This is a genomic window from Deltaproteobacteria bacterium GWA2_45_12 (assembly GCA_001797365.1).
Lineage (GTDB): Bacteria > UBA10199 > UBA10199 > UBA10199 > UBA10199 > UBA10199.
This window is the reverse complement of record MGPH01000060.1, coordinates 1-15,788: the sequence shown is the minus strand read 5'-3', so window position 1 is coordinate 15,788 and position 15,788 is coordinate 1. Positions and strand designations below refer to the sequence as shown.

Annotated in this window: 13 protein-coding genes and 1 tRNA gene; 7 read left to right on the top strand and 7 right to left on the bottom strand. The window is 44.3% G+C overall.

Going from position 1 to position 15,788, the window contains the following annotated elements; genetic code table 11:
• Positions 1-55 precede the first annotated feature (55 nt).
• From A2048_00705 to A2048_00685, 5 genes are all read left to right on the top strand, one after another.
• The gene (locus tag A2048_00705) at positions 56-523 is read left to right on the top strand and encodes a hypothetical protein (GenBank protein OGP07674.1); all 468 of its coding nucleotides are present in this window, start codon (positions 56-58) and stop codon (positions 521-523) included.
• Complete coding sequence (locus tag A2048_00700) at positions 486-752, top strand: hypothetical protein (GenBank protein ID OGP07673.1); 267 nt, start codon at positions 486-488, stop codon at positions 750-752. The genes A2048_00705 and A2048_00700 overlap by 38 nt, the downstream gene beginning before the upstream one ends.
• Before the next feature lie 163 nt (positions 753-915).
• The gene (locus A2048_00695; protein ID OGP07672.1) at positions 916-2,700 is read left to right on the top strand and encodes a DNA primase; all 1,785 of its coding nucleotides are present in this window, start codon (positions 916-918) and stop codon (positions 2,698-2,700) included.
• 22 nt (positions 2,701-2,722) lie between these two features.
• Complete coding sequence (locus A2048_00690; protein ID OGP07671.1) at positions 2,723-4,537, top strand: RNA polymerase sigma factor RpoD; 1,815 nt, start codon at positions 2,723-2,725, stop codon at positions 4,535-4,537.
• A 126-nt stretch (positions 4,538-4,663) separates the two neighbouring features.
• Positions 4,664-6,016, top strand: a complete 1,353-nt coding sequence (locus tag A2048_00685; GenBank protein OGP07670.1) for a hypothetical protein — start codon at positions 4,664-4,666, stop codon at positions 6,014-6,016.
• 64 nt (positions 6,017-6,080) lie between these two features.
• Here the strand turns inward: A2048_00685 and A2048_00680 are convergent.
• The 4 genes from A2048_00680 to A2048_00665 form a co-directional block, all read right to left on the bottom strand.
• Positions 6,081-6,157, bottom strand: a tRNA-Met gene (locus A2048_00680).
• Between the two features lie 109 nt (positions 6,158-6,266).
• A complete protein-coding gene (locus tag A2048_00675; protein OGP07669.1) occupies positions 6,267-8,114 on the bottom strand; it encodes a 3-octaprenyl-4-hydroxybenzoate carboxy-lyase in 1,848 nt (615 codons plus the stop codon).
• Positions 8,115-8,120: 6 nt separating this feature from the next.
• The gene (locus tag A2048_00670) at positions 8,121-8,945 is read right to left on the bottom strand and encodes a hypothetical protein (GenBank protein OGP07668.1); all 825 of its coding nucleotides are present in this window, start codon (positions 8,943-8,945) and stop codon (positions 8,121-8,123) included.
• Between the two features lie 49 nt (positions 8,946-8,994).
• Complete coding sequence (locus tag A2048_00665; GenBank protein ID OGP07667.1) at positions 8,995-10,830, bottom strand: hypothetical protein; 1,836 nt, start codon at positions 10,828-10,830, stop codon at positions 8,995-8,997.
• Between the two features lie 189 nt (positions 10,831-11,019).
• Here A2048_00665 and A2048_00660 point away from each other — a divergent pair, with 189 nt between their 5' ends.
• On the top strand, positions 11,020-11,805 hold the full coding sequence (locus A2048_00660) for a hypothetical protein (GenBank protein ID OGP07666.1): 786 nt from the start codon (positions 11,020-11,022) through the stop codon (positions 11,803-11,805).
• Between the two features lie 60 nt (positions 11,806-11,865).
• Positions 11,866-12,330 (top strand): EVE domain-containing protein, encoded by a 465-nt coding sequence (locus A2048_00655; GenBank protein OGP07665.1) that lies wholly within the window; start codon positions 11,866-11,868, stop codon positions 12,328-12,330.
• Positions 12,331-12,351: 21 nt separating this feature from the next.
• On the opposite strand, the gene A2048_00650 is transcribed toward A2048_00655, so the two are convergent.
• From A2048_00650 to A2048_00640, 3 genes are all read right to left on the bottom strand, one after another.
• Positions 12,352-12,690: a hypothetical protein gene (locus A2048_00650; protein ID OGP07664.1), complete on the bottom strand. Its 339-nt coding sequence runs from the start codon at positions 12,688-12,690 to the stop codon at positions 12,352-12,354.
• A 142-nt stretch (positions 12,691-12,832) separates the two neighbouring features.
• Complete coding sequence (locus tag A2048_00645) at positions 12,833-15,205, bottom strand: hypothetical protein (protein OGP07663.1); 2,373 nt, start codon at positions 15,203-15,205, stop codon at positions 12,833-12,835.
• A complete protein-coding gene (locus tag A2048_00640) occupies positions 15,189-15,509 on the bottom strand; it encodes a hypothetical protein (protein OGP07662.1) in 321 nt (106 codons plus the stop codon). Before A2048_00640 ends, A2048_00645 begins: the two co-directional genes overlap by 17 nt.
• Positions 15,510-15,788: the final 279 nt, after the last annotated feature.

The window sequence follows — 15,788 nt, the reverse complement described above, 5'->3', positions numbered from 1 at the left end:
CCAAACTGGATTCTTCTTTTTTTTTGTGTGAAAGGTAGCCCACAGGTAAATCTCTATGTCACCCCATTCAAAAAAATCATTTTTTCAGGTTTTCTGGAATCTATGTGCCGTTTTTTCTTTGATGGCGGCTTTTTATATTTTTGGGATGGGTGGCTTGAACAATTTTTTTGATTTAAATTTAGCCGTTAAGTTTAGGGGAATGACACCCATAATACCTCCCAAAGAATGGGGCGGGATTTTGTTGAGTGCACTCTTTTTTGTTGTCCTTACATTTGTGTTTGGTGTTTTCTCCCGTTTTAATGATTTTTTAAGCTTTTGTAAGATTCATCCTTTAAAAGCTTTCACCCTTTTTGCCTTTCTTATTGGCGGAACTTGGTTGGGCGTCCATGGATTTAAGCTTTATCTGCTTGGTGGAGTGGAATTCATGATGGTTGAAGATGATGACTCTAAAAAATTATCTGAATGGGTTTACAAGAATCACCCGGATGGAGGCTGTTTTATTCAAAAGCCCGGAACTCGTTGACGCTCTTTTAACATCGGGAGCCGAGGTTAATTTAAAAGATTTGCTCGGACGTACGGTCTTGATTTTATTAGTGACCTATCGTGACCAGGCCAGTGAAGATGAAAAAATAAGTTTGGCGCAAAAACTTGTTTTCAAAGGCGGTGATCTTTCTGTGCGCGACCAAAATGGCCAGACCGCCAAAGAAATTGCTCAAAGTCGCGGGCTGGCACGTTTGGCGGAAATATTGTAGGGTCCATATCATAGAATAGCGAGTGACCCTTCGATCACCGCGTAGCGGGATCCCGTATGCGGGACGGAGCTCCCTCCAGAGGCGGGCAGGCAGGGTGTCCTGTATTGGACATGGTGAGCTTCGTCGAACCATGCTTTCTAAATTGTAGTAAAGGATTTTTAAAGTGGCATCACTTATTCCCCAAGAAACCCTCGACGAAATTTTGCAGCGTATCGATATTGCAAGCCTTATCGGGGATTATCTTGTCCTTAAAAAGGCAGGCAAAGACTTTAAAGGCCTGTGCCCCTTTCATCAGGAAAAAACTCCGTCCTTCATGGTGAGCCCTTCCAAGGGGATATTCCATTGCTTTGGTTGTGCCGAAGGGGGGAATGCCTTCAAGTTTTTGATGAAGCTGGAAAATCTCACTTTCCCTGAAGCCGCCCAAAAATTGGCTCAGAGGGTGGGTATTATTTTGAAAACCGAAGAGGGAATCTCTTCCCAACATAAAGAAAAAGATATTTTTTACAAAATCAACCGTTATGCGGCTTGGTATTTTGCCGAAATTTTTAAAACTTCCCAGGGAAGACAGGCCAGTACTTATTTGGCCAAACGGGATATTAGCCCGGAGACCATCCAAAAATTCATGCTGGGTTCGTCAACAGACGCTTGGGATGGGCTCTCCCAATTTTTAAAAAGCAAAAACGTGCCTCTTGAGGCCGCCTTAAAATTGGGTCTTGTGAGGGCCCGCAAGGATGGCTCGTCGACTTATGATTTTTTTCGTCATCGCCTCATGTTTCCCATTATCGATAGCGAAGGTCGTGTTCTCGGGTTTAGTGGCCGGCGCTTGAATGACTCAAAAGAAAATGAGGAGCCAAAATACATCAACTCGGCTGAATCCCCCATTTATCACAAGGGAAGTGTGGTTTACGGACTTTTTCAGGCCAAGGAAGCTTTGCGTAAAACAAGGGAACTTATTCTGGTTGAAGGCAATGTGGATGTCATCAGGCTTCATCAGGAGGGCTTAACCAATGCAGTGGCCCCCTTAGGGACAGCCCTCACCCAGATGCAGGTGCAATTTCTGGCCCGCTTTGTCGATCGTTTCATTTTGATGTTTGATGGGGATGCGGCAGGATTTAAGGCTTTCATGCGGGCTTTGCCCATCTTGTTAGCTGAAGGGCATCATCCGCGTGTGGTCATGTTGCCGCCGGGTGAAGATCCGGACTCGTTTGTGCGTCGTCATGGAAGTGCCGCCATGACCAAACTTGTGAGTGAAGCCCCCATGGCCATGGATTGGCTTGTCATTCACCACCTTTCGCAAGGAGGCACAACACCCTCTCAAAAAGCGGAGCAGGTCGAAAAAATTATTCCTTTTATTGACCAGCTTTCATCCACGGTGGAACGCCAGGCCTATAAAACGAAATTGGCTCATTTTTTGGGGTCAAATTCAGATTTTCTCTCGACATTAAAACGATCCGAAAACCCTTCCCGAACAAGGGGTTTTTCAAAAGTGGAAAAACAGGAAAAAATTTCACTTGAAAGAATTCTGTTCGGGCTTTATGTCACCTATCCCCAACTTATTGATGACACATTAAACGAAGACGTATTTCAAAATATTGAAGATGGTTTTATAAGAGATTTGTTCCAGAAGTCGGTGACGTTTTACCGGAGTGGGGCGGGGCTTTCCTGGAAGCAACTTTTAAGCGATGCAGCCGATGATAAGGCGCGTATTCTATCGGGTTTGGCTTTAAGTGATTTGTTTGATGTTCCTGAAAATGAGGTTTTGCAAATGGTTCAGGATTGTCTCTATCGCATGAAGATTCAAAGATTAAAGGGGCACCTTCAAACACTGACAGGCGAAATTCATCTGGCTGAAATAAAAAAGGATCCCCAGCTTTTAAACCAGCTTTTGTCCCAAAAGACAGAGGTGGTGCGTACCTTGAAAAGTTTGGGAGAACCAACAGCGGTCTAATTTTTTAAGAGGTAATTTTTTCATGGCTAAACCTGCAACAAAAGAAAAAGAGAAATCCATCGATCGCAAAGATATCCAGACCCTTATCGACAAGGGAAAGGAAAAAGGGTTTCTTACTTTTGATGATATCAACAGTGCCCTGCCTTCCCATCTTGTCTCAGCCCAGTCTTTAGATGAAGTATTAGCCGTTTTTGACGAATTAAATATCGAGGTTGTTGAGTCTGAAGATGACGCCAAACAAAAGAAAAAAGACGATGACGGAACCAAAAAAGATGCCAAGGATGATGATGATGGTGAAGAGGTCGTGGCTGAAGTTGATACCAGTGTCAGGTCCAATGACCCAGTCAGGCTCTATTTAAGGAAAATGGGGCAGGTACCGCTTTTAACACGCGAAGGCGAAGTCCTTATCGCCAAGCGTATTGAAAAGTGGGAAGACCATGTCTTGCAGATTATTCTTGCCTCTGCTGTGGGACGTCAGAGCATTGAAGATCTTCATACCAAGTTGCATAAAGGCCACATCCGGGTCTTTGATGTCATTAAAGAATTAGATGAAATGGAAGCAGCCCATGAAGCAGGTGTGGATACCACCCACATGGAAGAAGGTCACCGTGTGCGTATTTTAAAGCTGGTGGGGCAGGTCATGGCCCACATGAAGGAATATAAAAAATTCGATTTGAAATCACGAAGCCAGAGATTACGTGAAGCCAATAAAAAGGTTTTGGATGAGAAGAAGCTGGAATGCCAGTCAAAGATGATCAGTTTGTTGCGCGAAATCAACATGAATCGCGACACCATCAACAGCATCATTAATCGCTTGAAAGATGTGATCGAAGAAGTGGAAGGCTATGAAAAAACGATCACCCATATCCGCTTAAAACTTGACCTTGAAGCCGACGAAGCTGTTCCCATTGCCAAGAAAATCAAGACATCGCCCTATTTGCAGCGTAAAATTGTGCAACAGTCCAAGCTTGGCAAGCAGGAAGTGATGGAGCAATGTGAAAAGATCCAGGAAGCGGCCAAGTTGATGCGCAAGATTGAAAACGGTTACGAGGCCAATGTTTCCGAGCTTAAACGCACTTATCGTGAAATGCGTTATTCGGAATCGGAAGCCGATCGTGCCAAGGGTGATTTGGTTGAAGCCAATTTGCGTTTGGTGGTCAGCATCGCCAAAAAATACACCAACCGTGGATTGCAGTTTCTGGATCTGATTCAGGAAGGAAACATCGGTTTGATGAAAGCGGTTGATAAATTTGAGTATCGTCGTGGTTATAAATTTTCCACTTATGCCACATGGTGGATTCGCCAGGCCATTACACGCGCCATTGCCGACCAGGCTCGCACCATTCGTATTCCCGTTCACATGATCGAAACCATCAACAAGCTTGTCCGTACCTCGCGTTATCTGGTTCAGGAAAAAGGACGCGAACCCACACCGGAAGAAATTGCCGAAAAAATGGAAATGCCACTGGAAAAAGTCCGTAAGGTTTTGCGCATTGCCAAGGAACCCATCTCTCTTGAAACCCCCATTGGTGAAGAGGAAGACTCCCACTTGGGTGATTTTATCGAAGACAAATCCATTGCCAGCCCGGGGGATGCCGCCATCAATTTTAATTTGGGAGATCAAACCAAAATGGTTTTGTCCACCCTTACTCCCCGTGAAGAAAAAGTATTGCGCATGCGTTTTGGTATCGGGGAACGTTCCGACCACACTCTTGAAGAAGTGGGACGTGATTTTTCGGTGACTCGTGAACGTATTCGCCAAATTGAAGCCAAGGCCCTTCGCAAATTGCGCCATCCCAGTCGTTCCAAGAAACTCAAAAGTTTTGTGGATTGGTGATGGATAGTTTCACGGACATGGTGAGGCTCTCGAACCATGCACCCTTCATTTAGGTCCACATTATTATTAATAGTAATTGGACTTTTATCATCCTGTTCCTCACCTAAAACTTTAACTTCATTCTGGATGGCCCCGATGCCTGTTTGGGATGGGGTTTCAGCCCAGGTTCAAACAGTTTCCATTCATGTAAATTCCCAGGGTATCATTGATGTCATTGCTCAAAACCTTCCGGCTTTACCAACCGACCCTGTTGTCCATTACCAATCAGGGGTTCTTATCCCTGGATTGATTAATGCCCATATCCATTTGCTTAACCCTCCTTCATGCAAACCCGGGAAAGGTTTTGTTCCCACCACGCCGCTGACAAATGCCCGGCAAGTTTTACAATCCGGATTTACGACAGTCGCTGATATGGGCAGTTGGCCCGATCTAGTCGTTTCTTATAAAACATTATTTTCAAAAAGGGTGGATCTTGGCCCACGGCTTTTGATTGCCGGTCCCATTGTGACTATTCCCGGAGGGTATCCGGAAAACTGGATTCCTAGCGAAGCAAAGAAAGTGGGGGCTGTGCGTTTTATCAATGACCCCCGGCTTTTAGATGATTTGAAACGATGGCAGGTGGATTATATTAAAATGGGGATGCAGGAAGTAAGCTTTGGGGGAAAGGAACTTCCTTTTTATTCAGAAGAAAACTTAAAAAGTTTCATCGATCAAGTTCATCATCAAGGTAAAAAATTTTTTGCCCACGCTTTGACACGTCAGGGGTATGCCTTGGCTCTTGGTTCAAATGCGGATGGCATCCTTCATGGAAGCCATGAGCTTTTGGATGAAAAAACCTTGAATGCCATGGCCCAAAAAAACATGCCGGTGATTCCCACAGTGTGGGTTTGGAAAAACGCATGGGATGTTCCTGAAAATGATTTGGATCAAATGTACGGATGGAGGGATCAAGTTTCTAAAAAACAGTGGGATCAGTGGCAGCTTTATTTAAACGATTACAAAAACTCGGGCGATTCTTTTCCTTCCTCTTTAGTTGATGAAGAGGGGATCAAAAAGAATCTTGCCCAACAAAAGCACCGTATCTTGCAGAAGAACATTCAGGCGTGGAAAGAAGCCGGCATTCCTTTTGCTTTTGGGACTGATGCCCCTTTTTGTTTTAATACAGCATTCAATTCGTTTGAAGAGATAAGGGAATTAAAAAAGGCCGGGCTTTCAAACAAGGATGTTTTAAACATGTTGACCCAAAATGCCGCCCGTTTTTTGGGAATTGAAAACCAGGCAGGTTCCATTCAGGTGGGGCGCAAAGCGGATATGGTTGTTGTTTTGGGTGATCCCTTTGCTGACATCCATGTTTTGGAAAAACCGGTGGCTGTGTATCGGGAAGGGCATTTAATAACAAAGGCCCCCTTGGGACTAAAGGAAAAGTTCTTGAGCGTCTATTTGTTGGTGAAGGCTTTTTTGAAAACGGTAGTCAGCTAGGTTTGTGGGCCCTCCAGGACTTGCCCGCCAGAGGCGGGTCCGCCTTTGGCGGAAACCTGGTACCTTGTGGGCCCTCCAGGACTTGAACCTGGGACCAACCGGTTATGAGCCGGCCGCTCTAACCAACTGAGCTAAGGGCCCTTAAAACTAGCGCGTTGTCTCATGCGAAAACCAAGTTTTCAAGTCAAAAACTTAAAAAAGGGATGAATTTTTTTTCGAAGTTCCTTGAGGTTCCTTCTGTTGTTTTGGGCTAAATAATCCCATGGAGCGGGCCGCCAGGGGCTCCCATGGTATCCACCTTTTTTTGAACGAGAGGATCTTCTTCCAAAGGGGGGGGCTGTTGGGGTTTTAGGCGGGCATCAATAACAAGGCTTCCCCGGCAACCCCAGTGCTTGTTTTCAGTAAAAGAATCGATTCCGTAAATATCAGAAGCTGGATTGGAACGGATGAAAGTGGTCCACAATAGGTTATTAAGATTACGGGCAGTAAAAGAACTATCATCGACCACAATAATCAATGGAAGTTTGATAAGGGACGCCGCTTCATGGGAGGAGAGGTCATTACATAATTTGAGTATTTCAGATCGATTTCCATGTTGTTTTTCAATTATTTTTGGCCCTTCGATCACCAAAATTCCGGGCATGCCGATGCGCGGGTTTTTAAAAGGATCCGGTAGTTTCAAGTTTTCAGGAATCTTGTTTGTCAGCTCACGAAGAAAAGGGCCGTGAGCCGCTAAAACCACTTTTGACCCTTCGTTTAAAGCAAACCCCGAATAATCGAGTGTGTCGATGGTCGTGCATGTTTGAAAATGAATATCGCGGGACCAATCCACAATTTTTAAGAAGTGAGTGAAGTAAGCCAGAATATCATGGCAGGAAAGGGCAGGATTATCTTCATGAGCTGTCATGAAAAGATATTTGGCCAACGAAAGCTGCCCCTGGCCCAAGATGGCATTGGCCTGGGTTAAGATTTCTTGCGGACGTTTTTCCTTCAAATAAGGGGTGTAGCGTTCACTGCCAATGGCTAAAAGCAAGGGGTGTACACCGGCAGCGTCTACCGCATGAACTTCTTTAACCCCCGGAAGTACGTGTGGGATGAGTGGACCGGTGAGTTCGTGAATGAAAGCTCCGAAATGGGTGTCTTCCTGGGGGGGGCGACCCACCGTTGTAAAGGGCCAGATGGCATTTTTTCGATGAAAAACTTTTTCAACCCGAAGCACGGGATAATTGTGTTGCAAACTGTAATAACCCAAGTGATCTCCAAAGGGACCTTCAGGGAGAAGTTTATTGGGAATAACGGTGCCGGTAATACAGAAGTCTGCTTCAGCATAAAGGGGAAGGTGATGTTCCGATTCAATCAACGGAATGCGCTGTCCTGACAAAAGCCCGGCAAAGGTGATCTCGGGCATTCCTTCAGGCAGGGGCATCACCGCGGCCAAAGTCATGGACGGGGATCCACCCACAAAAATATTCACCCGAAATGGCTGATTTGCCTTGATAGCCTCATCGTGATGCACTCCAATGCCCCGATGAATTTGATAATGCAGCCCCAGCTCTTCATCGGGTTTGTATTGGTTCCCTGAAACTTGAACCCGGTACATGCCAAGGTTTGAATGCATCCAGCCGGGATTTTTGACTGATTCCGTATAAACTTGCGGAAGTGTGATGAAAGCCCCGCCATCCTTGGGCCAGCTGACAAGTTGGGGAAGCTGGCTTAAAGTGGTTTCGCATTCCATGACCGGCCCAAAACGCACCATTTTAGGTTTTAAGTGAAGCCCCTTTAAGGCAAGCCCTCCCAAACGCCACGGTTTTTTCAAGGCCAGGGAAGGGTCAATTTTAAGCCGGATGAATTCCCCCACAGTATCCAGTGTGTCACGAAATAAAAAACGTGTGCGTTCCATGGTCCCAAACAAATTGGCCAACATGGGAAAGGGGGTTCCTTTGACATTTTCAAATAAAAGGGCGGGGCCACCGGCCTGGAAGACGCGGCGTTGAATCATCCCTGCTTCAAGGTGGGGATCAATCTCATTTTTTATGCGGACGAGCTGTTTGTGTTTTTCTAGATCAATGACGCATTGCTGAAGATTTTTGTATCCCATGATGATTTACCTGTTTTCCGGAGGAGTAAAAGGGACATAATCCATATTCATTTCGCAAAACAATTTGGCGACATTTTCCAGATTAAGCCTCAAAGTCGTCCCACTTTTTATTTTTAGTTTTTCGGACAATAGACCTTCTAGGATGGGAGCGATATGCATTTTTGAATCAAGCCAACCCTCGGCATCTGCCTGAAGGCGTCGGGATGCCGTCATGCCCCCGTAAGTGGTTGGGTTAAACACGTTTCCCGGTGCCAAGCCGAAGATGGAAACGCCAGTGACCCCATCGCGTGCATGCTGGGCCGCGATGGACTCAACCATTTTTTTTACGCCCGCCTTGGCCATTTGAAACAGAAGATCCTGGGCCCAGGTTTCAAGCACGGTAATGGCGGCCATGGAAATAATGATTCCCTTTTTCCGGGCCCTAAAGAGCGGTTCAAGATGGAAAACAAAACGGGCAGTTCCCAACAAATCCGTCTGGATGATGTTTTCCAAAGTCTGAATGTGATGGGGGCTGGGAAGCCATTCGCTGATTTCGGCATAATTCTTGTTGTAACCGGCTAAAGTCACCAGACCGTCGAGGGAAGGGTGTTCTTTTAAAATTTCATGAATCGATTGATTCACTTCTTGTGTTTGGGAAACATCACAGGCACGAACCGTGATGGCGGATTGGGGAAATCGGGTATTTAATTCTCGTTTTAGATCTAAAAGCTTTTTCTCATCTTTTGAAACAAGAATGACATGGGCTTTTTTTTCAAGAAGAGCTTGGGTTACGGCGCGCCCCATGCCCCCCGTGGCGCCTGTGATAAGAAATGTTTTTCCGGCAAGAGACATAGACCGTTTATATAACGCACATAAAATAAATCGTCGAGAAGATCGTGCGTTAGTGCATCTTGAAATTTTCTATCTTGAAATTGATTTTAGGGAACATTTTTGGAAGGTGCAGCAACTGGAAAACCATGACGCCAATGGAAATACGGTCAAACCACGACGAAGTGGGCCATCCGAAATGAACGGTGATGTTTTTATCGGGAAGTTCGTATTGCAGAAGTTCCAATATAGCCAAGGTATTGTGATGAATGTTGGCTCGTTTGAAGGGAATGCGGAAATGACTTTCCCCACTGCGGTCAGGAATGGGTTGTCGTGGGGAATAAAAAGTGATGAAAACAGCCCGATCATAAGTTTTTTCCTGGGGAGTGTCAAAAGGACGCTTGAAATGGATGTGCACGTTTTTTTCATCCGATTCGGCGATATAAAAAATAAGATCCATGGGTGTTTCGCCGCGTTTGACTTCCCTCAATTCAGGAGCACGTCTTTTTGTCCCATAAATCCCTATCAATAAAAAAGCAATTGTTGTGGCAAACCACAGAAAAAAACCTTCAGGACGATGGTAAGACAAATAAATGAATGAACTTGTAATGAAAATAAAAAGAAAAAAAGTTCCTGTCCGGCTTACATTATAAGAAAGAACTTCCTTGGTTCCTTTGGCATAACGATAAATCAGGAGAGACATCAGTTGAATCATAAATGATGCCAACAGTCCAATGGCATACATATGAGCCAGAGAGTGTTGTTTGCCCTGTGTAAAGATGACAACCAGTGAAAAGAAAATGGCACTTCCAATATGGACGCGGTAAAGAGAAGCCAATCGGTTTGGTTTGATAATCCAGTTAAAATTGTAACGATGGGATACGCGTTCGATGAGTTCGCTTCCAGCTACAAATGCCGTATTGATAGCCATAAGAAGGGTAAGGCTAGCCACAATAATGACGAATACGGCAAACACGGGACCAAAACTAAAGTTGGCATAATGGACGATTAAGTCGGTTTGATGGGCTGAAAAATCAATGCCAGGTGTAGAAAGGACGAGCACTGTGACAAGCGGGGTGATGATGCCAACTGACAATGACAAAAAAAGATAGGACTTGGCTATTGCGCGCCAGCTTTCAACCAGAGTTGCTGTCTGGAGAACGGATTCAACTCCTGAATAGGCGAGGATGCAACTGGAAAGGCCGGCTACCAGGTAGAAAAACCCATTAAAAAAGCCATGATTCGTGGTTGTTGAAAATGTTGTAATGGCGCTTTGACTGATGGTATCCCAGTTTAAAGCTGAAAAATTAAAAAAGCTCGCAACAATCAAATTCAGGAAAACAACCATTGTGAAGAGAAAAATGATAAAAGTGACACGTGCATTGTTGTGGATTCCGGATATGTTTAAGATAGCCACCAGCCAAATAATTCCGATTTCCAGACCTATTTTGACTGTCGGAGCCATATTTAAATAAGAGGAGGCATTTTCTACGGCACTTACGGCTGAAATGGCGGCTGTCAGTACATAAACAATGAAAATGGAAGCGACGGCCACAAAGGAAATAACAGGCCCAAGCACAAGATAGGAAAAATTATAAACCCCACCTCCCTTGAGATTATGTGCATCCAGAATTTCAGCAATCTCCACCATGCGTGTAGTCAGGTAGCGGATAAAAATGCTTGTGAGAGGAATGAAGATGATGGCCGCAAATCCAAGGGAACGCCAAGCTTCACTTGGCGCGTAAAAAATACTGGTCAATTCATCCATGAGGCAAATGACCCCTATTGACAGCCAAGTGAGCCACCATTTACCTCCAGAAACATAACTTAAGAGACTCCGTTTTGAAAAAAGATAAAAAGCGGCAGAGACAAGAATGATATTGAAAGCAATTAGAAATATTTTTTCCATGTGTAATGGGAAGGGTTTATTTTGCTTAAATTGTGTTTTGAGTCAAGAAACATTGGGGGGGTATTGTGCGGATGTACGGCCGTGCTGAAGTGCTGATGTTTAAGAATGCTTTAATAACATCCGTACATCCGTACTTTGGCACATAAAGAAATTGTTATTCTTTTATTCCTATATTAGTCATTTCAACTTATGAATACTTTTAAATATCTTGTTTATGACATTGAATCAGTCATAAATAAACCCCTCCTTAATAAAGTCCTTTTTCCCGCTGAAAATTTAAGTGATGAAGAAGCTTATCAAAAGCATCTGCAAGAATTGCTTAAAGAAGATCGCACTTTTGTGAATCCGTCTTTTCATAAGCCCGTGTGCATTGCGGCTGTGGCCGTTGCTGAGGATTTTTCTATTTCACGTGTCGGGCTTTTGGGAGATGTGCCTCGCACAGTAAGATCTTTAGTTACTGCTTTTTGGGATGTTTATGCCAAACAACCCTGTTTGGTTGATTTTAATGGCAAGGGTTATGACATCCGTTTGATGGAACTATGGGCCTTTCAGTTGGGGCTTACCATTCATAAAAAACATTTTGTCAAATTTGGGGCGCGTTATCGGTTTAATGATGAACATCACATTGATTTGCACGATTTTTTAACCAATCACGGAGCGATCCGCTTCATGGGCGGGTTGAACATGTTTTCAAAACTCTTGGGCAAGCCCGGTAAAATAAATGTGAAGGGAGACATGGTTCAGGAACTTTTTGAACAGGGGGAATTATTTCGTATCGAAGATTATTGTTTGGGTGATGCCATGGACACTTATTTTGTTTTTTTGCGTACACGCGTGATGATTGGGGAGATAACCCTGGAAAGGGAGCAGGAACTAGTTCTTGCCGCCAAGGAAATATTAGAAAGAAAACAAAAAGAAGAAGGATTTTTCTATGATTATTTGGCGCATTTTGGGGAATGGAAACCGGAGGAATAATTTCACGTTGCTCGAGGGCTCGTGGCTCGTAATACGCGAGTCCGCGAGTAACGAAAAAATATGCAATACTGGCTCATGAAATCAGAACCTACCAGCTATTCCATTGACGATTTGGCCCGGGATAAGAAAACTTTTTGGAGTGGGGTTCGCAATTACCAGGCCCGTAATTTTATGCGGGATCAGATGAAGAAGGGGGATCTTGTTCTCTTTTATCATTCCAATGCCGATCCTTCCGGTATCGCTGGTTTGGCAAAGATTTGCAGGGAGGGTTACCCTGATTTTACCGCCTGGGACCATCGGGACAAGCATTTTGATCCGACATCTAACCCTGAAGACCCCACATGGTTCATGGTCGATCTTGCCTTTGTGAAAAAATTCAAAAAATTTGTTTCCTTAGAGGATATAAAAAAGAATCCAAAATTAAAGGCAATGATGGTGACCAAGAAAGGATCCCGCCTGTCTGTTCAACCCGTACTGAAAACCCATTTTGATATCGTTTGTGAAATGATGGAGAATCGGCCATGAAGCCGATGCTCCATAGAGAAATTATTTCAAGCTACGAATATAGGCGATAATATTATCAATGTCGGCATCGGGAATCATGGCTCCCCAGGCAGGCATTGTAACCGCAAGGCCGGCAGCGGCTCCACCATTCTTGATGACGTTTTTCATTTCAGCATCGGTTTTTGTTGTAATTTTTAAATTTCTCGGTTTTGGATTTAAGGCTACAGCACCTGGCCCATCCCCCATTCCTGAAGCGCCATGGCAGGTTACGCAAAACATCTGGTATTTGGCTTGCCCGGCTGTTGGGTCGGCACTAAAGACCTTAAGGGGGGCAGCAATAAAAAGGGTTAAGATTAAAAAGGTGATTATTTTTTGTTTCATATAAAACTCTCCTTGTTTTTTTACATGTACTAAAACGGGACTAAAAATCAAGCAAGTTTAATAGGGGGAATGCCATAGGGGGCATTATGATGTTCATCATAATAAATTGATTATTTAAAAAATGTTTTGTTGGAAAAATGTTTTAAGGAATGAATTCCGCAAGCGCGATTTCCTTTGTAAGGCTTAAGTTGGCATGGGCGGCACTGTGAACCACCGTCACATAAAGAGTTTGTTCCGATAAAGTGCCAACGCTTCCTGTGGCATAAATAGGGGCATTGATAATCGCTGCTGCTGAACTTAAATCTCCCCGACCTACCGCAGGGGTACCAACCGGGCCCACGAGCATCCGGCCAAAGAGTTTCTGGTTATCGGTGGATCCTGTATTGAAAAGATTGATGTCAAAATTAAAGACTCTTCGGGTTGCTGAAGTGGCGATATTACCGGATGTGTCATCGTAAAGAGTAACTCCCCCTAACTTGATCCGGATGCGCATTGTTCTGTTGGCCGCTGTATTATTAAGGTAAGTGCCTGCCAGAGAAACATGCAATCCACTTGAGGTTTGCAGGAGATTTGCGGGAACTTCATAAGAATAAATAACGGTTTCAGCAACGGAATTGGTGACGTCAACGGTATTAAAATTCCTATTTTTGATGACGGGGGCGTTGACAATAATATCTGTTGAATCATTTCCCGGATTGTTGCTGGCGGTGACGGCTTCACCCAAAAAATTAAGTGTTGTTTGCGAGGGTAACGAACTTCCTTCTTCTTCTATTTCTGAAACAACGGGAGTACAGTCTTCGGCTGCACCGCTGGCATTTACACCGGCAGCCAATTCACCCTCCGAACAATTAGATCCATTCGCACCTAAACTTGTCGCCTGCGCTGCCAAATTAACAGTGATATTGTTTGGGATGTCATCATCGGTAATCAAACGATAGGTTGGGTTGCCATTGGCCCCACCGGCAAACAAAAGAGAAGAGGTGTTTGCATCATCCGGTAAATTATCGGCATTGATTGTTCCGGTAATCTTGCCTGCAGAAACAGTGTTGATCTTGGAATCTGTGACACCGCTATCTTTGATGCGTAGTGCGTTGCCGCTGACCTCAATGCTTGTATTGTCTACATTGACCTGAAGATCCACCTCTCCTGAGTTGGCTCCACCGCTTAAACCACTTCCAGCGGAAGTGGCGATGCCTGTAATGTCTCCTGTGCCGGCACTGCCGCACTGAACATTTCCTAAATTATCGGTTTCCAAAGCGGTACAATTGGTTAAGCCGGAGACGTTATCAAAGTTCATGGAAGTAATTCCTGCAATTCCTCCCAAGCCGGTAATGTCAATAGTGGAAGTATCCAAGAAATTGGTAAAACCCGAACCTCCGCTTGAAGAGATCTGGATGGCATTGTCAACACTTTCGTTAACGTCGGCATTATCAAGAGCCATAAGGGCTTCCATGTTTCCAAAAGCCGGCTGGGCATCGTCGGCGTTTTGCAAAAATAAAAGGCGTTGTGTGGTGGTATCGTTAAAATTGTGGGTCATGATTCCCGAGATCATGTTGACATCGGTATCGGATAAAACCGAGGCATTGACTGAAAGATTTTCGTTGTTGTTGAAGGAAAATTGAGCATTTGATTCAAAATTCACGTCTGCTTGGAAAAGATGGTTTCCCGTCCATGTGGGATTTAGGGCTTCATTTAAGGAAAGAGTGACATCCCCATCATTTCCTCCGCCGTTTAACCCATTTCCTGCGGTGACGCTGTTAATGTCTCCTGCGCCTTGAATCCCTCCTGTCACGGTAAGGGTGCCCCCAATGGTAACATCTCCTTCTTTGTCCACTTTAAAACGGTCAGCTCCCGCTTCTTGTAGCAAAAACAAACTGCCATTATTCGCACCTTCGGAAGCGGCATTAACACGAAGTGAGGCGCTTGCCGGCTGATCTGAAAGCGGAGGTTTGGTGATGAGAACTTGAGATGCATAGTTTTGATTGCCGGTCCAATTCATTGAGTTGGAGGTATTTAATGTGATGACGCCATTGCTTGAAACAAGCCCTTGCCCCAGCGCGGAATCAGATAAGCTAAGGGCTGTGCCGGCTACATTGGCAAAGTCGGCTAAATCGGCACGGTCAGCCACCTTGGCATAGGGTGTTGAAAAAAATTCAAGACGCGGGCTTAATTCATCGTCATCCCCAATTTGGGTGCCCAAGCACAGTTTTTCAGAGTTATCAATCATGGTCACCTGGGACGGTGAAAAAAGAACTTTGGCTGCAAAGATTCCTGCGGTGAAGGGGAGATCTTCGATAACGCTGAAAATAGGGTTGGATGAATCGCATCCATCATAGAAATTAAAGGTGACTTCAAAACTTCCCTCAAGGGGAGTTTCCGTATCTTTGTCCACAATAAAGCCTTGCACAGGAAATGAATCTTTATCAGCCCACGCTGAAAAAAATGTAAGCCCGTTTATGAAGATGCTCAGTATGAAAGTGAGAATCCACTTTTTATATTTAAGGATTTTTTGCATGAACGATTCTTTCTTTTCCAAATTCTAAAGAGGGGCTTTTTGCCTTGTATTGGGATGATGAAGCCTCTCCTTGCAAGCTGCCCGCTCCCACAATAATAACTCCCTGGTAAAGAGGTGAAGTTGCAAACGAACTTTCCGGGGGTCTGGCTAAATTACTTACACTTTGGTTTTCTAATTGATTGGGAGGAAAGCTTGTTGAAGCTCCGTCCCCTCCACAGCCGGTCAAAAAAATCACGAATAAAACTTTTAGTCCTGTAAAGTAGTTAAGCTTGTTCTGAAATATGTTTTTTAAGAAGTTTTTCATAAATAGCTACGCCTTTAGTTCATAAGCAAGTTAAATGCCAAAAAAGCCCCCATTTTATTGTTTTAAAACAGTATCTTACAAATAATTTATATTCTCAGAATGGGAATTTATGAAATGCCTCTAAAAATGAGAAAGGTTTTTTTTCTTAAGAGCTTCTGAAAAATTTAGTTAGATGGTTCGAGATGGACTGCGCCCCGTCAACTGGAGAGTTGGCGTCAGAAGTTGAGATGGGGGTTGCAGTCGTTAGTTTTTGTTTTCCAATAAATGGCTTCAAACTCC